Annotated in this window: 19 protein-coding genes; 8 read left to right on the forward strand and 11 right to left on the reverse strand. The window is 43.3% G+C overall.

Translation table 11 applies throughout. The annotated features are described in order from the left end of the window. The first annotated feature begins 195 nt into the window (after positions 1–195). A complete protein-coding gene (locus ACFSCZ_RS07175) occupies positions 196–663 on the forward strand; it encodes a hypothetical protein (RefSeq protein ID WP_380773152.1) in 468 nt (155 codons plus the stop codon). On the opposite strand, the gene ACFSCZ_RS07180 is transcribed toward ACFSCZ_RS07175, so the two are convergent. The 3 genes from ACFSCZ_RS07180 to ACFSCZ_RS07190 form a co-directional block, all read right to left on the reverse strand. After that, positions 660–1,784, reverse strand: coding sequence for a hypothetical protein (locus tag ACFSCZ_RS07180; RefSeq protein ID WP_380773153.1), 1,125 nt, complete (start codon positions 1,782–1,784; stop codon positions 660–662). The genes ACFSCZ_RS07175 and ACFSCZ_RS07180 overlap by 4 nt on opposite strands. 17 nt (positions 1,785–1,801) lie before the next feature. Continuing rightward, a complete protein-coding gene (locus ACFSCZ_RS07185; protein WP_380773154.1) occupies positions 1,802–2,824 on the reverse strand; it encodes a Nif3-like dinuclear metal center hexameric protein in 1,023 nt (340 codons plus the stop codon). Between the two features lie 96 nt (positions 2,825–2,920). Continuing rightward, complete coding sequence (locus tag ACFSCZ_RS07190) at positions 2,921–3,310, reverse strand: Na-translocating system protein MpsC family protein (protein ID WP_380773155.1); 390 nt, start codon at positions 3,308–3,310, stop codon at positions 2,921–2,923. Positions 3,311–3,737: 427 nt separating this feature from the next. Here ACFSCZ_RS07190 and ACFSCZ_RS07195 point away from each other — a divergent pair, with 427 nt between their 5' ends. The 3 genes from ACFSCZ_RS07195 to ACFSCZ_RS07205 all read left to right on the forward strand — a co-directional run bounded on the left by ACFSCZ_RS07195 (position 3,738) and on the right by ACFSCZ_RS07205 (position 7,667). After that, complete coding sequence (locus ACFSCZ_RS07195; RefSeq protein ID WP_380773202.1) at positions 3,738–4,655, forward strand: proline dehydrogenase family protein; 918 nt, start codon at positions 3,738–3,740, stop codon at positions 4,653–4,655. A 122-nt stretch (positions 4,656–4,777) separates the two neighbouring features. Next, positions 4,778–6,325, forward strand: coding sequence for an L-glutamate gamma-semialdehyde dehydrogenase (pruA, locus tag ACFSCZ_RS07200; RefSeq protein WP_380773203.1), 1,548 nt, complete (start codon positions 4,778–4,780; stop codon positions 6,323–6,325). A gap of 91 nt (positions 6,326–6,416) precedes the next feature. Then, positions 6,417–7,667, forward strand: coding sequence for a PucR family transcriptional regulator (locus tag ACFSCZ_RS07205; RefSeq protein ID WP_380773157.1), 1,251 nt, complete (start codon positions 6,417–6,419; stop codon positions 7,665–7,667). A 75-nt stretch (positions 7,668–7,742) separates the two neighbouring features. Here ACFSCZ_RS07205 and ACFSCZ_RS07210 read toward each other — a convergent pair whose 3' ends face one another. Further along, the gene (locus ACFSCZ_RS07210; RefSeq protein WP_380773158.1) at positions 7,743–9,185 is read right to left on the reverse strand and encodes a M14 family zinc carboxypeptidase; all 1,443 of its coding nucleotides are present in this window, start codon (positions 9,183–9,185) and stop codon (positions 7,743–7,745) included. A 704-nt stretch (positions 9,186–9,889) separates the two neighbouring features. Between ACFSCZ_RS07210 and ACFSCZ_RS07215 the strand changes: the two genes are divergently transcribed. Then, complete coding sequence (locus ACFSCZ_RS07215) at positions 9,890–10,282, forward strand: thiol-disulfide oxidoreductase DCC family protein (protein WP_380773159.1); 393 nt, start codon at positions 9,890–9,892, stop codon at positions 10,280–10,282. Between the two features lie 177 nt (positions 10,283–10,459). Here the strand turns inward: ACFSCZ_RS07215 and ACFSCZ_RS07220 are convergent, their stop codons facing one another. Continuing rightward, on the reverse strand, positions 10,460–11,023 hold the full coding sequence (locus ACFSCZ_RS07220; protein WP_380773161.1) for a hypothetical protein: 564 nt from the start codon (positions 11,021–11,023) through the stop codon (positions 10,460–10,462). Between the two features lie 97 nt (positions 11,024–11,120). After that, the gene (locus ACFSCZ_RS07225; protein ID WP_380773163.1) at positions 11,121–12,389 is read right to left on the reverse strand and encodes a DUF3238 domain-containing protein; all 1,269 of its coding nucleotides are present in this window, start codon (positions 12,387–12,389) and stop codon (positions 11,121–11,123) included. Between the two features lie 134 nt (positions 12,390–12,523). On the opposite strand from ACFSCZ_RS07225, the gene ACFSCZ_RS07230 reads away from it, so the two are divergent. The 3 genes from ACFSCZ_RS07230 (at position 12,524) to ACFSCZ_RS07240 (ending at position 16,164) form a co-directional block, all read left to right on the forward strand. Beyond that, positions 12,524–13,477, forward strand: a complete 954-nt coding sequence (locus ACFSCZ_RS07230) for an AEC family transporter (RefSeq protein WP_380773164.1) — start codon at positions 12,524–12,526, stop codon at positions 13,475–13,477. 141 nt (positions 13,478–13,618) lie between these two features. Beyond that, a complete protein-coding gene (locus ACFSCZ_RS07235) occupies positions 13,619–15,208 on the forward strand; it encodes a methyl-accepting chemotaxis protein (protein WP_380773166.1) in 1,590 nt (529 codons plus the stop codon). Between the two features lie 398 nt (positions 15,209–15,606). Further along, positions 15,607–16,164, forward strand: a complete 558-nt coding sequence (locus tag ACFSCZ_RS07240; RefSeq protein WP_380773167.1) for a DUF420 domain-containing protein — start codon at positions 15,607–15,609, stop codon at positions 16,162–16,164. A gap of 315 nt (positions 16,165–16,479) precedes the next feature. Here ACFSCZ_RS07240 and nadX read toward each other — a convergent pair whose 3' ends face one another. The 5 genes from nadX to ACFSCZ_RS07265 form a co-directional block, all read right to left on the reverse strand. Beyond that, positions 16,480–17,268: an aspartate dehydrogenase gene (nadX, locus tag ACFSCZ_RS07245; RefSeq protein ID WP_380773168.1), complete on the reverse strand. Its 789-nt coding sequence runs from the start codon at positions 17,266–17,268 to the stop codon at positions 16,480–16,482. Positions 17,269–17,338: 70 nt separating this feature from the next. Then, positions 17,339–18,937, reverse strand: coding sequence for an amidohydrolase (locus ACFSCZ_RS07250; RefSeq protein ID WP_380773169.1), 1,599 nt, complete (start codon positions 18,935–18,937; stop codon positions 17,339–17,341). 258 nt (positions 18,938–19,195) lie between these two features. After that, a complete protein-coding gene (locus tag ACFSCZ_RS07255) occupies positions 19,196–19,564 on the reverse strand; it encodes a Na+/H+ antiporter subunit G (RefSeq protein ID WP_380773170.1) in 369 nt (122 codons plus the stop codon). Continuing rightward, entirely contained in the window at positions 19,542–19,826 is a 285-nt protein-coding gene (locus ACFSCZ_RS07260) for a Na(+)/H(+) antiporter subunit F1 (protein WP_380773172.1), read from the reverse strand. Before ACFSCZ_RS07260 ends, ACFSCZ_RS07255 begins: the two co-directional genes overlap by 23 nt. Then, complete coding sequence (locus ACFSCZ_RS07265; protein WP_380773173.1) at positions 19,823–20,308, reverse strand: Na+/H+ antiporter subunit E; 486 nt, start codon at positions 20,306–20,308, stop codon at positions 19,823–19,825. The genes ACFSCZ_RS07260 and ACFSCZ_RS07265 overlap by 4 nt, the downstream gene beginning before the upstream one ends. Between the last annotated feature and the right edge of the window lie 6 nt (positions 20,309–20,314).

The following is a 20,314-nucleotide window of genomic DNA, read 5'->3' on the forward strand; positions in this document are numbered from 1 at the left end:
ACAGGTCTAGGTGGATGGGAATCTTTTTCTTAAAAATAAAAACACAAAAATCTAGATACAAGTCGTCTAAATGTAAAATAAAAAAGCCTGTAGAGAAAAAAACATATACTTTCTCTACAAGCTGAAGACCGGCTTATCAGCCGGTCTTCTTTGTTCCTATATTTCATATAGATGATTAAGGAGGTCTCATTCTTTATGCAAATTGGATTTGAGTTGATGACGCAAAGAGCATGGACCATTTTGCCCGGGGCTTCTTTTACAATCGCAATTATATGGGATCAGGTAAAAATACCTTCATCGATCGGGAAAGATATCTTTTATGAAGGCGGGATCATTCTTCCCGATAAAATTCTGACAGGCACCGGCAGAATCCACCACATTTCAGAAAATACAATAAACCGCTTTGAACCCCTGCAATCTACACATTGCCGCCTCATTCCCTTTCCGAAAGATCCGCCGTCCACATTCATTTTAGACATTACAGTTCCAAAACCTGAAATGGCAAATACAATATACCAAACAAGTTTTATAAAAATGTGGCAAAGAAAAGATCATGTGATACAGGACACAAATTTATACTTTGATCCATTCTCTGTTCAACATATTCAAAGCAACATCTTTCAGATTGATTTATCTTATATACTGTTTAAAGGCCGATATTAAACTAAAACGGGTGTTAAAAAGTATACCACCAGGAATGCTGTAATCAGACGCATAATAATTCCTATAACGGCAGCCGTCAAGGCTTCTTTCTCATTCAAGTCAGAGTTTGCCGCCCAAATCACAGGGATTTGTCCCAGAATAGTAGACAGCGGCAATCCAGAAGATGCCAGTACAAAAGAGCCGATGACCAGACGGGGATCCATCGTTGCAGCCGTCTCCGACAATTGAGCCATTGCCAGTGTTGGTGTTGCCAGTATGGATAAAATACCTGTTTCCGGGTCAATACTCAACGCAAGCAAACCTGCAGATAACGCAGATTCAATGGGCTTCCACACACCAATGTATTCCAGAAGGCCAATTACCGCGAACACTGCAGCCACTGCAGGGATGATTAAAAGGAATACCAACTCCGCTCCTTCCCGTGCAGCATTGAATAAGGTAGGCAATGGTCCTGTTGTTGGAGTGAACTTCGGCAGATTTTCAATATCAACCGCTTTCGTATCACGATAAATCGTCTTTGACAAAATGAACGGTGCGACAATGACAGGAAGAAAGACAGCGACAATGACAACTACAAATGCATTGACACCAACAGCGGTCAAGGCAAGCATTCCCAACATAAAAGTGGAGAAGGACTGCTGCGACTGGACCATCGTAGCAATCGCCATCTTCTGCTCTGCTCTTGTAGCCCCTGAACGGACAAGGATGGGACCTGCAATTTTCCCTGCTGCATTAATGTCTCCAAGAATATTATAAATGCTTGGAATCAAGACAGCCGAATTGATTTTGAGCAGCTTAGTCACCGGAAGAAACACGCGGATCAGAGCATCCGTAAACCCAAGCCTTTCTAATGTTCTGCCAATCACAACACTGACGATGATCGTTACCCCGACTGTTCCCGTTAGAAACACTTCGACAACAACCGGGAAAACTTTATCCACCATCGCGTTAAATAAACCTGCCAACGTGCCTGGAGAGATCATCATGACGGACAATGAAGCAACAATTAAAGCAAGGCCAATCAATTCAATTCTTTCCCACTTCTTTCTCCGAGGAACAGGTTGGCTGACAGCTTCCCCCAGAGAAACTTCTTCTTTCTCAAGAGGCTTAATTTCACCCATTTTTATTCACTCCTTCACTATGATAACTCAGCAAGTTTTTTCTTGATTAAGTACTTGGACGCCATCCTCTCGGCATATTTCATCATTTGCGGTGTCCCTACTAATCTCGCAGGGTAACTCGTCACCCGTTCCCTGAAAACGACTACCTCAACATCGGGAAGAAGCATGTCCAAGGCATAGGCGAGCGGAAGCCCATTTTCAAGTATCTCCAGTACATGACAGTTCCCGACGAGAAAATTTAAGTTTAATTCTTCAGCTGTACGGATCAATTCATGCCCGTCATACACCCGGCTGATTGATGCAATGACAGTATCTGCTTCCGGATGCTCCTTTGCTGCCTGCCGCAAGTGGTCAGGTGTAAATCCGGTATGAGGAAAAATATGGATGATATGTTTCACAGGGCTTTCCGGTTCTCCCCGAAGAATTCTTCCGCGAGTCACTACACTTGTCTCGGTCACAGCATTATTTTTTCGAATTTCTTTTTCTAAGAAAAGCAGATTGTTTTCCTCTTCCAGACCCATATAAGAGTCCAGGCGGTTCAATATATCTTCGAGCGTAGTTACATCTGGCAGGGCTTTGCCGACAAATAAGACGTTCCCTTCAAGTCCTCCATAAGAAATGTCTGTATGATATACTTCATGTCCATGTAAGAAAGAGATTCCCGGATGCAGTCCGTGAAAAGCCTCATGGAGTTCAAAGACTGTGATATTATAGAGGTCGAGATAATTCTTTAAAGTGACACCGCCGGAATTTGCGGCTTCTGCGATCGGATGGTGGGCTATAATAGCATCTACCCCGGTTGCACCAGCCAGTTCAATCGAGCCCTCTGTCATTGTCATGGTAACCGCCAGCTTTTTCACCTCCCTGTTCCTGTCTCCATAAACCAACCCTGGGGTTTCCATAATTTCTTTCCCGGGTAAGCCGGAAGATTTCTTAATAACAAACGGATGCTCTTGCTTGTGTACTTCCTGAAGGGATTGAATCACTCTTCCTCCTGTAATTTCATCCAATGCCTTTAAAATATCCTCTGCTGTATGCATGCATTTTCCTCCTCGCAGTATTTTTTTAATAAAAAAACGCCAGCACAAATCAGGCAGATGTGAATCTGCAGATTAGTACTGACGGTTTTTATGCACTCAAACGAGTTCATTTGACCAGTCACTTTGTTTTGAAATATATTGGGAGACATCCTTGTCAAGTAAGATGATGGTCACCGCAAGCTCCATAAATGGGTCATAGTCTTTTAAGATGGAAATGACCTTCATCTTATACTTTTTCTCTACCAAATCCTTAAAATGCTCCTTATGGCTGTCAATAATGGCTACATCCGTCATGCGGGTAACTAAGCGATTAAATTCGTCCAAATGTTTAAGAGAAGGAATTCTCTTATGATTGGCGAAAATTAATATCTTGTTACCCAAAATTTCAACCTTTTGACTTTTGACGCCAATATCAAACATCCGTAAATTGAGCTCATTGTAATCCTTTATCAACTCCTGTTTAAAATGGCCTAAAGCCAGTTTCATTGAACTATCACCTTCTTTTTGATAAGAAGATTCCAAATACTTAAACAGTAATCTATCACATTATCTTTTTGTTGTAAACCCTTACATTGGTTTTTTTGCCATTTTTTATTTTGTATACCATTTCTCCATGTCAAAATAAGTCTCCATTTTATCAATTCAACATTACATTTATCTGCCCTAGCTTTTTTTTCTACATTTCTTTCCTTTTCTGCGGTTGATACTTTTCACTACAAGCATGGACTGTTAATAGTTTGACAATAAAATTGCCCCCCTCCCGCTTCTCCCTTCAAACTAATCAGCGTTTGCATTTCTGTTGTCTCGAACCAACAAAAGAAGCAGGAAAAGTTTGTATGTAAGAGACGATGTTTCATCGCTGCATTGCTTATACAATATAGATACATCTACTTTACTGAAGGTGGTGAGTACATTGGAAGCGGTAACAAGGAACATCTTTTTATACCTTTCAAAAAGCAGTATATTGAATACTCTTGCCCAAAAAAGAGGCAGCAGCCTGGTTTCGGGAAAAATTATTGCAGGAACGGATTTTCGACAATCCATCCCTGTAATCAGGGAGCTGAATCAAAAAGGCCTTTCAACGACTGTAGACCATTTGGGGGAATTTGTCAGTAAGCCGGAAACCGCCATCCAACGAACGAAAGAAGCCATCCAGACCATTGAAATGATCCGGAAGGAAAACCTCGTTTCCCATATGTCGGTGAAGATGACCTCGCTGGGCCTTGATATCAGCGATGATCTTGTGATTTCCAATATGATCAAAATTTTGGAAACGGCAGAGGAACATGACGTCATGATCACGATCGATATGGAAGATGAAACACGCTGCGGCAAAACTCTTGATCTTTTTAAACAGTTTAAATCGCAGTATAGCTGCGTAAGTACCGTGTTACAGGCCTATTTATACCGCACCGAACAAGATTTAAAAGACCTTCGCCCGTTGGATCCCTTTTTGCGTCTTGTAAAAGGAGCCTATAAAGAACCGCCTTCCGTCGCCTTTCCGGATAAAAAAGATGTAGACGCTCAATACAAAAAGCTCATTGAACAAAGCTTAACCTATGGACTTTATACTGCAGTCGCTACCCATGATGACCAAATGATTGAATATACAAAAGAACTGACGGAACGGCTGAACATCCCTAAAGACCGGTTCGAATTCCAAATGCTGTTCGGCATGCGGAATCAGACACAACTGGAGTTGGCGAAACAGGGCTATCATGTGAGGGTGTACGTACCGTATGGCCGGGATTGGTACGGATATTTCATGAGAAGGCTCGCGGAACGGCCGGCAAATATCTCATTTGCCTTTAAAGGACTGTTTAAAAAATGACAGTGAAATAGAGCTGCGCAAGCTTCATAGAATATTAGCTTCCATCCCCTGCCCCTGTCAATCGTTAAAAAGAGGGGGTCACTCGGATTGGTCTTTAAACAATCATAATTAAGGAGTGTTGCATAATGATCACCTATAAACATGAACCATTTACCGACTTTTCCAATGAAGAAAATAAGCGGGCGTTCCATGCCGGACTTCACTGGGCAGAACAGGAACTGGGAAAGGATTACCCTTTAGTCATTGGCGGAGATAAGATCATGACGGATGAAAAAATCATTTCTGTTAATCCTGCCAATAAGACTGAAGTGGTTGGCCGGGTTTCCAAAACTGACCGAACACTGGCAGAACAGGCAATGGCCAGCGCATTGGAAGCCTTTGAATCTTGGAAAAAAGTAAAGCCTGAGGTTCGTGCGGATATCCTTTTTAAAGCCGCATCCATCGTTCGGAGAAGAAAGCACGAATTTTCTGCCCTCTTAGTCAAAGAAGCGGGAAAACCATGGAATGAAGCTGATGCCGACACAGCAGAAGGAATTGATTTTCTCGAATACTATGCACGGCAAATGCTTGCATTGAAAGACGGCAAAAAGGTGGAAAGCCGACATGGCGAACATAATCGCTATGAGTATATCCCGCTTGGTGTCGGCATCATCATTTCGCCTTGGAACTTTGCCTTTGCCATCATGTGCGGGACCACCGTAGCGGCCATCGTTACAGGCAATACGGTCCTGCTGAAGCCGGCCTCGACCACCCCGGTGATCGCAGCCAAATTTGTAGAAGTAATGGAAGAAGCAGGACTGCCAAAAGGCGTTCTGAACTATATCCCCGGTAACGGGTCAGAACTCGGCGACTGCCTGGTCGATCATCCGAAAACTCGTTTTATCAGTTTTACCGGATCAAGGGAAGTGGGCATACGAATTTATGAACGGGCAGCCGTTGTCCACAAAGGCCAAATCTGGTTAAAACGCGTCATCGCTGAAATGGGCGGTAAAGATACGATTGTTGTAGATCGGGAAGCCGACCTGGAGCTGGCAGCCCAATCGATTGTCCGCTCGGCTTTCGGATTTTCCGGGCAAAAATGCTCCGCCTGCTCCCGGGCAGTCATCGTGGAAGACGTCTACGATGAAGTGCTGGAACGTTCGATTGAAATAACAAAAGAACTGACAGTTGGAGATCCCGCTGATCCGAACACTTTTATGGGACCCGTCAATGACCGGCAAGCCTTTGACAAAATCATGAAATATATTGACATCGGCAAAGAAGAAGGCGAATTAATGATCGGCGGGGAAGGAGACGATTCCAAAGGATATTTCATCCAACCGACCATATTTGCCGGCGTCGACCCTCAAGCCCGGATTATGCAGGAAGAAATCTTCGGACCGGTTGTCGCTTTTACCAAGGCTGAAAATTTCACAGAAGCTCTGGAAATCGCCAATAACACAGAATATGGGCTGACAGGAGCGGTGATTTCAAACAACCGCATGCACTTGGAGCAAGCCCGCGAAGAGTTCATGGTTGGAAACTTGTATTTAAATCGCGGCTGCACTGGTGCCATTGTCGGATACCAGCCGTTCGGCGGCTTTAACATGTCCGGTACCGACTCCAAAGCCGGCGGACCGGATTACCTGCTTCTCCATATGCAGGCGAAGACGATCTCCGAAATGCTATAATCAGTAAAATTCAGATATTTTTGAAACGGTCACTAAAAAGTATGGTACACTTTTTAGTAACCGTTTTTATTTTTTGTTGGGAGGAGTTCACATGGACAGCCTCTTGGAAAAAATCTATACGTTGACGGAAATTGAAGATATTACCGAAGCCATTAGTAATCATTTGAAGAAGCCTGTTGTCATTGAAGATGACCAGTTTTCTCTATTGGCATACAGCTCCTTTTATATTGACCAATTTGATGAAGCCAACAGACAGACGATTTTTACAAAACGTTGGACCATCCCCATCCTCGAGACATTTATGGACGAGGGCATAGTCCATCAGCTGAAAACCATTCCTGTGCCTTTTCGAGTAAAGAAAATGGAGGGAATCGGTTTAAATCAGCGGGTCGTCGTCAACGCGAAATATAAGGACCATGTACTCGGGTTCATCTGGGTGCAAGAAACAGAGCCTTTGACAGATGACGAGCTTGCCTTTCTTCAAAAGGTCTCCTTTCATGCAGGGAAGCTTCTCTACCAGGCAAAGCAATTACAGTCAAAAAAAGATGAAGAGAAAAATAGGTTTTATCAAAAAGTAGTGGAAGGTGTACTTCATTCCGAGGATCGGATCAAATGGGAAGCGGCGAACCTGAATATCCTTCTGCCTGATGTATTTGCGACAACCGTATTTACAGTCAGTCCTTCCTGCGAAGATTCGTTCAGTGAGCTCCTTGAGAAGGCGGGTTTATTCGCAAACGCCCTGAAAATGCCGACTCATCTTTTTATCGACCAATTAAAAATCATTGTCTTGATCGGCAGCAGTCAGCCATCGTCCAAACATTTAATGGATCATGCCAATGAACTCGTTTCTTCTGTTCTGGCCCAATTTAATCCCGGGCAAGTATATGCAGGGATCAGCAGCGGGCACTCGTCCATCACAAATTTAAGAAAAAGTTATCTGGAGTCAGTGGAAGTCATCCATACAGCTAAATTTACCGGTTTAGAAGAACTTCCCTCTTTTGAAAATAAAAGACTCGGGGTATACCGTTATTTGGAGGCCATTTCCCATTATCAAAAAAAGATGGGAATAGTAAATGAAGATCTGGTCAGTTTGAAACAAAAAGATGAGGAAAGTCAAACGAACCTCCTTCATACACTTGAAGTCTACTTGGAGGAAAACTGCCGGCTGAAACAGACAGCAGAAAAACTTTACATTCACACCAATACACTAAAATACCGTTTAAACCAAATCTATGAATTAACGTCTATCCGCCTGGATGATTTTCAGTCCAACTGCCAGCTGTATATTGACCTGAAATTAATGAAATCCTATCAAAAAAAAGGCAGGAAACCTCCTGCCTGAATATTTTTTCATTAAACCGGTCCAATGAACTGAGGCTGATTTTTGTTGATCCAAAAGTAAAATAACTTAAAGGATTTAACTGGCCTGTCCGGCTTTTTCTGCACTCTCAAGTTCCTGTTCCAGGACTTCTTTTAAATAATCCGTATTCCCCTTCAACATTTGGTAAGTTCCATCGGTCATTAAGCCGTCCTCTTTCTTTTGATCAATAAAATTGCCAAAGTTACCGATATGCTTAACGATTTGTTCATATTGACCTGCCTCTTCGTAGCGCTTCAGCTTTTTCGCATGCTGCTTCAGTGATTGAGCAGTGCCCTTATTGGAAAACTTACCCAACTCTTCATATCTTTCGACAAGCGCCAGAATATGAGCTGCAGAAACGCTTGGTGAGGTACCAGGAAACGGAGTATCTAATGGAACTCTCCCGTTATAGTCTGTATTATAAGCAGTAATTGGACGGAGAGGCACTTCATTCCAACGTTCAGGGTCAGCCTCATATAACTTGCCGGAAGCAAGCCCGGATAAAAAGGCGTGAGTCGCAATGATATTTTGTTGAACTAACGGCTCACGTTCACCATCCAAAAATTGACCGGACGTCTCCAAGAATACAGCCGGATTACTGTGTCCATCCTGATTTAAGCCTTGATAATTAATGCCGAGCATCATGCCGGATGAGACACCTCCGCGGATATCAATCACCGTTGTACCTGTATCATACTGGTTAACGGTGTATTCCTTATAAGGTTGGAGAGCATCAAATACAGTTACCATGGCTTGGCGTGTCAAATCTTCGTATAAACCATCCTGAATATTTGGAAGTGTCGGCCCTCCAGGAGCCAAAGAAATACCCAATGACATCGTTACCGGAATGTTGGTTCCATGGAAAAATTTGTTTCCTTGGTGATGGATATCAAGCATAAACTCCGGCTTGATTTCTGTCCAAAATTTGTAGTACCCTACCGACTCAATGGCAGAGAATCCGCCTTCCACCCAGTCTCTGTTCAGATCAACGGTAACTGTTCTGCCATTCACTAATTTTGGTTGACCTGTTTCCTCATCATACAAGATGGTTCCGCGCTGGTTCCTGTCAGCACCATCCGGGTTATACATCGGGATAAAATACACTGTTAATTCATCCATTATCTCTTTGTAAGAGCTGTCTTTTTCCTGTATTAAATTTTCTATGATTCGCAGTGTTGCATTTGTTCCATAGGGCTCATTCCCATGGATCCGGCCCTGAACCCATACTTTTTTATCCCCATTACCTATCTTGGCAACATAAAGGTCTTTTCCCGACTCACTTCGTCCTTCTTCAATGCCCATCTCCCTCAGTGTGAACACATCAAGCTTTCCATCACCGGCTGCTTCCAGTTCTTCGAGAATTTCAACCATTTCCCCGTATTGAATAACATTGGAACCGACGATACTTTCGGACTGTGCTCCAGCAATTCCACTGGAGGTAAACACGAGAAACACAGCTGTTATCACTAAAAATATACGTCTTTTGAGCAACATTCTCATCCCCTTCCCTTCCTTTTCTCCCCCTCATCTGTTTTTCTCAGAAATATGTAGAGGTCAATGTCCGTGGCTTGTCCGGCTTTATCTGCAATCGATCATCCTGGGCTGACTCACCACCCCCTTTAAGAAAATTCCGACAATTCATTACAATACTTGCCAAAAATTTCCCTCTGTATGAATGTCGTATATGATTAAAAATAAACAGGACTTCTGATATTTTTACTAGACATATCGCAAATTTTATCATAATATAGTGAATATTTAAACTTCAATGCTGCAAAACAGTCTTAAAGTTATATAAACTTGTTAACACGCCCGGTAAATAGAACTAATATTTTGTCAGCCTAAATACAAAGAGACAGGACAAATGACTTATCAAATGCCACATTTATCATGTTCAATAGGTATCCCAACAAGTTTCCTCCTCTCCAGCGATCTAATAGAGTCTTGTTGCAGGTGGATATTGATGGCACTCTCCTCCATAGAGAGCTTGTACGTCTCCTCTATTGACAAATAAAACACTTCCCGGTTGCCTATTAACGGGACGCATGATTTCTTCCAAGATAACGTCCATATAATTGTGCAAAAAGAATAGGTCACCATCATGCAGAATTATGGATTTGACTTCTTCCAATATCAGTGAATATGTTTTATCTTGGCAATACAGGTTAAGTTATAAATAGAATTGATGATCAGGAGGTGGAAGAATGAAGCCGATCATCCTTTTTGACGGAGACTGTAATTTTTGTGATGCAAGCGTACAGTTTATTATTCGGAATGACCCAAAAGGAATATTTCAATTCGCCTCACTTCAAAGCGATATCGGGCAACAGCTGCTTAAAGAACGCAACGCATCTACAGATATAGACAGTATGGTGTTAATCGAGGGAGACAAGGTATTTTACAAGTCTGCGGCAGCACTGAGAATCAGCAAACATTTAAAGGGGCTTTGGAAACTGGCCTATATTTTGAAGATAGTCCCCGCCCCCATTCGAAATGCAGTTTATGATTTCGTAGCCCGTAACCGATATAAATGGTTTGGCCACAAAGAAAGCTGCATGCTTCCCCCTCCGGAAGTACGTGCAAGATTCCTTTCATAGTCTGTAACCGGGGCATATACTAAAAGCTCCGCTCATATAGCGAATAATGACATGGGAAAGTCTGAAACTTATTTGGATTGTCATTGAAGAAATTAGAACGTGCATTCATATCCTGTCCTGCCTCCAGTCTCTTTTCACAGATAAAAACAGGCGGCCCTATTAGAGCCGCCTCGTTATCTATACCTGATTTATCTCTTCCATGTCTGTTTCATAAAAGACTTCATGGATGATCCATCCTTTTTCCTGATCAAGCCTGTAGTAAATCGTCAGGGTTGCCGGTCCATACAGTTCATATGAGCTAAACTGTGTCAGCACCATATCCGTATCACTCAATTTTTGAAATTCATATGGCCGGTGACGATCAATCCAAAGAGGCAGCTGGCCGGGCTTTGGTTTGACAACTTGATCGTCTTCCATGAAAAACACATCAAGAAACTCTGCCGCCAACTCCATATGACTGATCTTGCTGTAATAATCGATATACTCTTCCTTTGTACTTAGTTGAAGACTTTCGCCATCTTTTGATTGCAGAGGACGGATAAAATCATCGGCCAAATGAAGTGCAACTTCCTCCAATTCCTTCTCTTGCTGGATCTGTGCATGGTATGTCTCAAGGAAAGGGCGGATACAAATATCTGCAGGGGAAATGGAAAGCATGATGGCGGCCGCTGTCAGCATGTTTACGATCAGGGGTGAAGTCATAGCACGTACTCCTTCCTCGCAAAGTGACTTATAACCCATTTTCCCTCCTTCTCATAGATACAAACAATGGAATGAGGAATTCCGTTTCCCTTGGATACAGGGCATGTTTAAAAATACAGGAGTTCCGCTTTGCCTTTTACTTGAAATTGGAGACTCGCCAATATAAGGAAGCCATCGTATCAGACATCCATTCCAATCCTTCATTTTCTGCCAGGTGAATGATATCCCAGCTGCGCCGGCTGCTTTGTTTCAAATAAACTTCATGATGTGGAGATTGATCATGAACTCCCGATATATCAAAAAATCCGTTTTGATACAAATTCACCCGAACGTTATAATCAACGGCAGGGGAAGTGACAAGCGGGTTTTTTACGGAATGGCTGACCAAAAACGAGACCTTCCCATCAGTCACTTGGAGATTTTCGAGCTGTATCCCCTCCGCAGATGCTGTCTCTTCCTTTTTCAGGTTTCTAAAACGGCCATATCCTTTCGTTTTTCCAATATCGCTTTCCAGCTGAACATCTTCATTTGCTACTGTGACCCTGGCAGAGGTCCGATAGCGGTCTGATTCCGGATCAAAGTACCGGCCGTCTCCTTTGAAATACCGATAAGGTGAAGCAGGATTCGGGTTTTTAATCCACTTTTTCTTCAAAAATGTTCTATATAACAAGATCCAATCTTTTGGCCGGTCTTCCTCCGGTTCCTCTTTCAAAAGGTCTTCCAAGGGATCAATCATTTTTTTAAAATGAAATCGTTCCATAACTTCATCTTTTTCCCTGTTTCCTTTTTTGAACAATCCAACAAATCCGGCTGCAACAAATTTCCCTTCGTTCAATCCTTCATCGGATTGGGTAAGCGGTCTCTCAGCCCGAATCAGATAATCTGCTTTTTCCTTTAATCGGATTTTCCGATCTACAAAAAAGGTATCGGCTACTGTTGCCACCTTAGCTCCATTACGATAGACCGTGTATTCTTTTACCCCTTCTATGGGCTCCCAGTTCAGGAGAATAAAAGAATGTGATAGAACAGTAGTAAAATAAACTTGATCCAAAACATTTTCTGTCTTGTTTGATTCCATTGCTGTAGAAGTTTGTACTTTCAGGTAAAGAGGTTTACTTTTCCTGTCGACTGACACTTTCATTGTATATACGTAATTGGTACCGGGATTCAATCGGGTATCTGTAAATTTGGCTCCATCACCATCATAAATAAGTTTTCCCCCTTTATATACGAGATGTCTGCTCCGGGGATCTTTCCAATGGAAAATGACTGAATCGGTTGTCCGGTCAATAGAGCCAATCGGAAAGCCCCTGGGGAAGGACTGTCTGCGATTTAGCTTTTTGATGAGAAGCCATACGGTTCCGCCAATGAAACTGACCATCGGTATAATATAACGTTTTAGCATGATGTTTACCCGCCTTTATATTGACATCAGTTTCCTATACCCTTTTTACGCAGCCTTACACCGCTATGTATCTCCATGATGAACTGAACCGTGGATAAGCAATCTTCATAAGGTAAAAAAGGAGGTTGCTGCCTATGTTATCTTCCGGCTTGTTTTTTCAAGAAATGCTGGCATTATATATCATTGCGGTATTGGGGTATGCTGCAAGAAAAAAACAAATTCTGACACAGGAATCTGTCCGGGTCATTACACAGATTTTGCTTTATATGACGCTCCCGGCCTTAATTCTTCACTCTCTCAATATCGAGCTTTCTATAGCATATCTCAAACAATTTTCCTGGCTCATGGTCATGTCGGCATATATCCTTGTGCTGACTGCGGTAATTGCAGGGCGGCTCAATAAAAGCACAAATCTGTCTCCCCTTCAAAAACCCGTTTATGAAAGCTTGATCCTCTTCGGAAATCAGGGATTTATCGGGTATGCCGTCAGTTTCATATTGCTTGGAGAAGAAGGCATTATCTACCTGACCGTCTTTAATATCTTTTATTTACTATTTATCTGGGCATATGGCATCCATTTATTTACCAAAAATAAAAATACAGTCAATTGGAAAGCAGTTTTGCTCAATCCCGGGATTTTTTCGACCAGTCTTGGTTTTGTCTTGATGTTTGTCCCATTTACTTGGCCTTCGTTCATTGCTGCAGCACTGGAGTCTGTCGGTACCATGACTGTCCCGCTGTCAATGATTTTGATTGGTGCTCTAGTTGCTAATGTGACGTTAAAGGATTTTGCCATTTCTTTAACCAATATGTATCTTTGGAAAGCTGCGCTCCTAAGACTTCTTGCATTTCCCATGCTGCTGCTTCCTTTTGCCATGCTTGGAGTCCCTTTTCACGTGTTTTTGATTGCTGTTATCGTTTCCGCTATGCCTTCAGCCCCCACGATTTGTATTTATTGCGAAAAGTATGGCGGAGATTCCCAGTTTGCTTCTTTCGGGGTTATGCTGACAACTCTTTTGTGCATCCTGACTATTCCTTTGCTCTACGTTTTTCTGAATGCCATTCAACACTTTGCAGGATTATTGTAAAAAAAGAAAGGTACTAAAGGTTAAGTCAAATCAGCCGATTAAGAATATAGAGGCAGAAAGGTTATCATCTTTTTGCCTGACTTGGATAATTGTATGAAATCCCTTTCAAAACATACAGAACAATGGTGGTGGCCTATCAAGATGTTTCAATGGTTTTTTCATTTAAAAACAGCAACCAAGCTTATCATCGTTTTTATGATCCTTGCCCTCATTCAGGCGGGGATCGGAGCGATGTCCATTTACCAGTTAGGTAAATTGAATGACGGTATCGACAGGATGTACAGCCACAACCTCAAGCCTATTGAGGAAATGGCAGAGGCACGGGATTTATTGCAGCAATTAAGACTGGCCAGCAGGGACTTGTACTTGTATGATGCGGATGCTGAAAATATTTTGGCTGATGTACAAGAGATTATGGAACAGATCGAAGTTCAGATGGACCAGTACAGCCAACATCAACTATCTGATCAGCAAAAAGAACATTTGTCTCGCTTTGAGATGATTTGGCAATCCCATAAAACCTCATACGATCGTGCGCTTCAATTGGTTTCTTCAGGTGAAAGCGCTCAATATTTAACAACGCTTAATGGCGGCTTGCTTAATATGCAAAGCGGTTTAATCGATGCGTTGGATCAGCTGATGGCGGCCGACTCCGAAACTGCCGAAAAAGCGCGGAAAGATGCTCAAGAAGTATATTCTGTAACATTGATGATTGCCATCAGCGTTATTTCCTTTCTCTTTGTAATAAGTATTGTATTCGGGTTATGGATGGCAAGGATGATTTCCCGTCCAATTGGACAAGTGGCTCACTTGGTTGAAAGAGTAGCTGATGGAGATTTATCCCAAACAGCAAATATCGGTTCAAAAGATGAAATCGGAACATTGGCTCAATCTGTCAATAAAATGGTATTGAATCTTAGACACACGATCCAAAATATTTTAGATGCTGCCAAAAACCTTTCAGCCTCATCTGAACAAGTTTCCGCAAGTACGGAAGAGGTGGCAAGTGCCAGTACAAATCAGGCAAATGCTGCGCAAACGATGAGCCAGCTGTTTCAAGAATTATCAGATGCAATTCATTCTGTCGCCCGCAATTCAGAAGCAGCCGCAAAACTGTCACATCAGACGATGAACATAGCTCAGGAAGGAGAGCAAGTGGTTCTTTCCTCCATAGAAGGATCGCGTTTGGTAAGTGAGCAAATGGTCAGGCTAGAAGAAGATTCCAGGAAGATCGGTGATATTACAGAAGTAATCAATGAGATTGCCGATCAAACCAACCTCCTTGCCCTCAACGCTGCCATCGAAGCCGCTCGGGCCGGAGATCAGGGCCGCGGGTTTGCTGTCGTAGCGGATGAAGTCCGTAAGCTTGCAGAAAGAAGCAGTAAAGCAACGACAGAGATTGAAAATATTATACGCAGCATGCAGGAGGCTGCATCCGTCAGCGTTAAATCCGTGGAAGAAGGTGCCGCGATCACTCAGAAAACTGGCGAAGCTTTTGAAAAAATCATTCAGATGATCAAAGAAACCGAAAATAAGGTCACGGAAATTGCCGGTGCCGGCGAGCAGCAGTCTGCCCAATCCTCTGAAGTAATGGCCTACATTGAAAGTGTATCTGCCGCAACGGAAGAAGCTGCCGCAAGCAGTGAAGAAACAGCTTCCACAGCACTTGCTCTAAGGGAGCTGTCCGAGGAGCTGCATGCCTCCGTTGCCACATTTAAACTGAATGAATAAATGTAAGAATACGTGCTTTCCGATGGGGGAAGGCACTTTTTTTTGCACAAAACATACGGCTATGGTGGCAGATATCATTTATTGATGAATGTGAGGTGCCAAGTGCCATCCGGCTGATTCCATCAACCCAGTAAGAAAGCTGAAGCAGTTCACAGGATCCTGCTGAGCAAACAAGGAATTTTTTATCGGGAGACCTTTGCTGGGGTATTCACCATTTCACATAAATGGAGGGCCCTCTAACCTAAACCCTGTTTCCTCATCGAACACCTGTACGAATGAATTTCGGTCACGAAAACGAAAAGACTGTGAATGTTTTATTCATTGGACACGGTGCAAATCAAAATATGGTACACTGAGTCTGACTGAAAATCCGAATGAAAACAGGAGTGGTTCTGCAAATGAATCATAGCACCTACGATACGTCTGGACACGTAAAAAAAAATTACCGGCCGGCGATCATCATCATTTCTATTATTTTAATCGGCGCGATTGGAATTCTTGCCGGAATGCCGGGCATAAAAGATTTTGATGCGTTTGACATTACGATACTGCCGATGATCAATGCGATTTTAAACAGCTTTACCTTCTTGTTCCTATTGTCCGCTCTCATCGCCATTGTAAAGCGTAATATTCAAGTGCACCGGCGTTTCATTTATGCTGCCTTTGTCACTACATTTTTCTTCTTGATTACTTATGTAACCTATCATTTTCTCTCTCCTTCCACGCCGTATGGTGGAACAGGACTCATGGCCGGCATTTATTATTTTATATTGATCACCCATATCGTCTTGGCGGCTGTGATCGTCCCGCTCGCGTTGACGAGTGTAGCCAGGGCATGGAATAGAGAAAATGAACGCCATAAAAAAATTGCCCGCTGGACGATGCCGCTATGGCTGTATGTCAGTTTAACCGGCGTTTTGGTTTATGTCATGATCTCGCCCTATTATGGATGGTAGAGCGTGGTTGCATAACTGTTCTTTCTCTCCGCAATGTTGGTCATTGGAGCATATCTCAAGAGACCGTTATAGGGGGGCCCGAAAATATCGTCACTGGAAAGTCAATCCAGTGACCTTTTTTAACTTTCACATCAGTATTAGGCATTCGTTCGAGCCCCAGTGACTGTTTTTAGCTTTCACTTACATATCTGTACTGGAGGAGAGGAGAGTCGCTGGATGGCTTCACCTTAGGACGTGCCGCTCCTGCGTTACTATGGACAAAGGGAATTCTTCCTTCAATTTATTCAACACATATCAGTCCGGACCCTTTATCACTCAGCCGATCACTGTCTGCTCCTTTAATGATTGTAATCTCGATAGAATGCTGAGTGCGGTCAGATGGCTCGTTTTAGGATTATCCGGCGAAGGTCTGTTTTGCAGGGTAAATTCCATTTTTCCAAAGCTGCCGGATGCTTGAACGGTATGAACATTTGTTTCAAGTGTGGGATCTGCGATGATGGTGACCTTCGTTTTGTCCGTTCCTATGCCTGCCAGTGACAAAGTGATCGCTACATTGGCATTTTGGGGAAAGCGTGCAATAGCCTCTGATGCAGACCCGCTGAACAAAACCTTTTCCTCTGTCAGCTCCCCATTTACCAGAGCTTTTCCCGGCTTCCTGCTAATCAGTGAAACAGAATTCAGGTCTCCGGTAATGCCGGCAGCTTTAATGGCATCCAACCCGCCGATGGCACCTGCAGGCAAATACAGCCTTGTCCCGCTTCTTTCGGCAGTAGACAGCAACCGCTTGTAAACAAGTTGATCAGCCAACGCCCCGACACTGATAACCAGGAGATCTTTTTCCCTGAGAATCCTCTCAGCATATGTGTGTACCGCTTGAATATTAGAGCTTTCCACCACCAGATCAATACCTGATGTTAAAAATGCATTCAAATGACTAAAAAACGCAAACCCATACTGCTCTGATAATGCAGGCATACTATTTTTTGCCTTCTCCCTTTCATCGAGTACCGATACAATAGAATAGTTTGGTAAAAACCCGCATTTATTGATTTTTTCCAGTAAAAATATCCCCATGTTCCCTGCTCCGATAAGTCCAATTTTCATGACTAGTCCCCCCCGTTTGTTTTCATTATAAAAATAGCGGCTTCCCCTCTGTGGGAAACGCCGCCATTTATTATTTCCGATATACCACTTCACCGCCAACCACTGTCATTTCCACCTCTGTATGAAGCAGCTCATCTGCGTGCTCCATTTCCAGCAGGTTTTGTGAAAACACAGTCATATCAGCCAGCTTCCCTCTGGAAAGTGTCCCTTTCCTGTCTTCTTCACTTGTCGCATAGGCTCCGCCGATTGTAAAAACCTCCAAGGCTTCCTGTATCGTAAGCCTCTCGTTTACATTCCAGCCTTCATGAGTTTCTCCAGGAAGTCTGCGCGCAACAGCAGCATGGATGCCCAGCAGCGGATCAGCCGGTTCAATGGGGGCATCCGATCCGCCTGCACACAGAACTCCGGCAGACAGAAGCGTTTTCCAAATATATAAGTACTCCAGCCTTTGTTCCCCAAGCCTGTCTTGGATCCAGGGATAATCACTGACTAAAAACCTGGGCTGAATATCTGCTGCTATACTCGGTTTAGCTAATCTCCTGATCAAATCTTCCCTTAACAGCGACACATGAATGATGCGGTCACGGCAGGATACGGCTGGAAATTGTTCCAGCACATCGAGAACGTTGGCCGCCGCCTGGTCACCTATCGTATGAACTGCGACTGGCATACCGGCTTCCCTGATCTCTTTAACCATTTGGTACAGGATTTCCTGGTCCTGGATGGCCTGTCCATATTCTTCAGGCGCATCGTAATATGGATCCGAAAGCAGCGCTGTCCTTCTGCCAAACGCACCATCTTCAAAAAGCTTGATAGCCCCGACCTGCAGCAGATCGTTTCCGTCCCCGGTCTTCATTCCACTGTCCTGCAACTCATCAAGGAATGGGTAATCCACCAGGAGATTGGCCCGCAAGCCTTTATGTTCCTTGTTCAGCAGCTCATCAAACAGCTTATAGGTCTGCTGGAATCCTCCAAGATAACGCGGATCGTTTGTATGTACACCTGTTAAACCTTTTTCAAGCAAATGATCTATTGCCAGCGACAGCCCCTGCTTCAGCTCCCCATACGTTTTTTCGGGCATGCGGGCCGTAATCAGATCAGAAGCCGTTTCCAAAAGCAATCCTGTCGGCTGTCCTGTATCCGGATCCAATACGATAGTTCCGCCCTCAGGAACCTCTATGGAAGGATGATATTGAATTGATTCCAAAGCTTTGCTGTTTACAACTGAAGCATGATGACAGACTCTCTTAATGAAAACAGGACAGTGCGGTGCCACTTCATCCAGCTCTTGAATCGTTGGTATCCCGCCATCTTCAAACAAATTTTCATCAAATCCAAGACCTGATACCCACTTGCCGGGCGGAGTACCATTCGCTCTTTCTCTTATTTTTTCAAGCATTTCCTTTTTTGATGTGACACCCGTCAGATTCAAGTCCAAAAATTGAGAACCAATGCCCGACAAATGCATATGGCTGTCAATCAATCCGGGGGTTGCCATGCAGCCTTCCAAATCAATGACCTTTGCATTCTCTCTCCCCCACTGCAGCATCATATCCTCGTGAGATCCCAAGTCTATAATTCTTCCATTTTCTGTGACAATCGTTTCAACAACCGGTTGTCTTTTATCAAATGTGTGAATCGTTCCTTTTGTAAATATAACTTTTGACATGTATATTCTTCCTCCAAAACCGCTTTCATTACATCTACATATCCCCATTTTACCAAAATTCTTTTGATAAAATAGGGTTCTTATAAAAAAATCCAACCGATCAGCCCATTTCATGGTTGATCGATTGGATATTTGCACAAATATGCTGCCGGAAATTTTTACATATCTGATTCCTGGCAGGATTTTTTGTCATCCGATCCATGTGTCTTTCACGCACACACAGGGAAGCTTTCAACTTTTACAATCATGTGTGCCCCTTTATTGGTGGCCTTCCGGCTTGTTGTTTAAAACAGCTTGCAATTCATCCCCCACCGTATCTTCGGTCATTTTTACCTTGGACCGATAGGCCGCACGGATCATTAAATGCCCGGAGACGGGAGCGGTAATAAAAACAAATACAATTCCCAAAATCAGCCGGACGCTGATATAGTTTTCAGTCATCCATATGTAGAGAAATGCCCCAACGAGCGACAGCAGCACACCTAATGTCGTACTTTTTGTCGCTGCATGTGAGCGGGTATAAACATCCGGGAAGCGGATGATGCCCAGTGCACTGATCACAGAAATGACCCCGCCTGCCAAAATAAGGGTTGCTCCAATGATTTCATCGATTCCGCCTGCGTTCAATGATAACACCTCTCTCGATAAATTTTGAGAGGGCAATCGTGCTGATAAAGGCCAAGATGCCCAACACTAAGATCACTTCAAGGAATGCTTTCGTTTTCAATAACACAGAAATGACGGCAATCCCCGAAATCATATTTACGACAATCATGTCGAGGGCAATCACCCGGTCAGGAATGGAAGGCCCGCGGATTATCCGGTATAAAGCTATAGCTATGGCTAAAATAAACAGAACAAGCGCTGTGGAAAGCATCAGTTCGATCATAAGCGGGTTACCTCCATGATGGCTTTTTCAAATTTACCAAGTGAGCGTATGAGCGTGTCTTTATAACGTTCGATATCCAGCGCGTGAATGTAAAATACATTCCCTTGTGGAGATACTTCCATGACAACCGACCCTGGGGTCAACGTCAGCAGCATGGCCAGAGTTGTGACTTCCCAATCGGTTTTCAGCTGTGTTTCATAGGAAAAGATCCCTGGCTTGACATCTATCTCCCTGCTGACAATATGCTTCATGACTAACAATGCTGATTGAAACAGCTCGCTGATAAAGATCAATATAAGTTTGACAACATAATAAAAACGATGAAGATAAAATTGTTGCCCAAAAAAACGGTGCATCAGGAATACAATGACAATTCCTGCTAAAAATCCGGTAAAAAATGTTGAAAACCTTAACTCATCCTCATCACGGAGAACCATCCAAAGGAAGGCGATAAATAAATTAAGTAAAAATTGAGCGGGCATTTACAT

This window comes from Siminovitchia sediminis, from assembly GCF_042680885.1.
Taxonomy (GTDB): domain Bacteria; phylum Bacillota; class Bacilli; order Bacillales; family Bacillaceae_C; genus Siminovitchia; species Siminovitchia sediminis.

Coding starts and splice junctions, on each gene's coding strand:
- ACFSCZ_RS07175 (WP_380773152.1), top strand. CDS start 196: ATGCAAATTGGATTTGAGTTGATGACGCAAAGAGCATGGACCATTTTG.
- ACFSCZ_RS07180 (WP_380773153.1), bottom strand. CDS start 1,784: ATGGGTGAAATTAAGCCTCTTGAGAAAGAAGAAGTTTCTCTGGGGGAA.
- ACFSCZ_RS07185 (WP_380773154.1), bottom strand. CDS start 2,824: ATGCATACAGCAGAGGATATTTTAAAGGCATTGGATGAAATTACAGGA.
- ACFSCZ_RS07190 (WP_380773155.1), bottom strand. CDS start 3,310: ATGAAACTGGCTTTAGGCCATTTTAAACAGGAGTTGATAAAGGATTAC.
- ACFSCZ_RS07205 (WP_380773157.1), top strand. CDS start 6,417: ATGGACAGCCTCTTGGAAAAAATCTATACGTTGACGGAAATTGAAGAT.
- ACFSCZ_RS07210 (WP_380773158.1), bottom strand. CDS start 9,185: ATGAGAATGTTGCTCAAAAGACGTATATTTTTAGTGATAACAGCTGTG.
- ACFSCZ_RS07215 (WP_380773159.1), top strand. CDS start 9,890: ATGAAGCCGATCATCCTTTTTGACGGAGACTGTAATTTTTGTGATGCA.
- ACFSCZ_RS07220 (WP_380773161.1), bottom strand. CDS start 11,023: ATGGGTTATAAGTCACTTTGCGAGGAAGGAGTACGTGCTATGACTTCA.
- ACFSCZ_RS07225 (WP_380773163.1), bottom strand. CDS start 12,389: ATGCTAAAACGTTATATTATACCGATGGTCAGTTTCATTGGCGGAACC.
- ACFSCZ_RS07230 (WP_380773164.1), top strand. CDS start 12,524: ATGTTATCTTCCGGCTTGTTTTTTCAAGAAATGCTGGCATTATATATC.
- ACFSCZ_RS07235 (WP_380773166.1), top strand. CDS start 13,619: ATGTTTCAATGGTTTTTTCATTTAAAAACAGCAACCAAGCTTATCATC.
- ACFSCZ_RS07240 (WP_380773167.1), top strand. CDS start 15,607: ATGAATCATAGCACCTACGATACGTCTGGACACGTAAAAAAAAATTAC.
- nadX (WP_380773168.1), bottom strand. CDS start 17,268: ATGAAAATTGGACTTATCGGAGCAGGGAACATGGGGATATTTTTACTG.
- ACFSCZ_RS07250 (WP_380773169.1), bottom strand. CDS start 18,937: ATGTCAAAAGTTATATTTACAAAAGGAACGATTCACACATTTGATAAA.
- ACFSCZ_RS07260 (WP_380773172.1), bottom strand. CDS start 19,826: ATGATCGAACTGATGCTTTCCACAGCGCTTGTTCTGTTTATTTTAGCC.
- ACFSCZ_RS07265 (WP_380773173.1), bottom strand. CDS start 20,308: ATGCCCGCTCAATTTTTACTTAATTTATTTATCGCCTTCCTTTGGATG.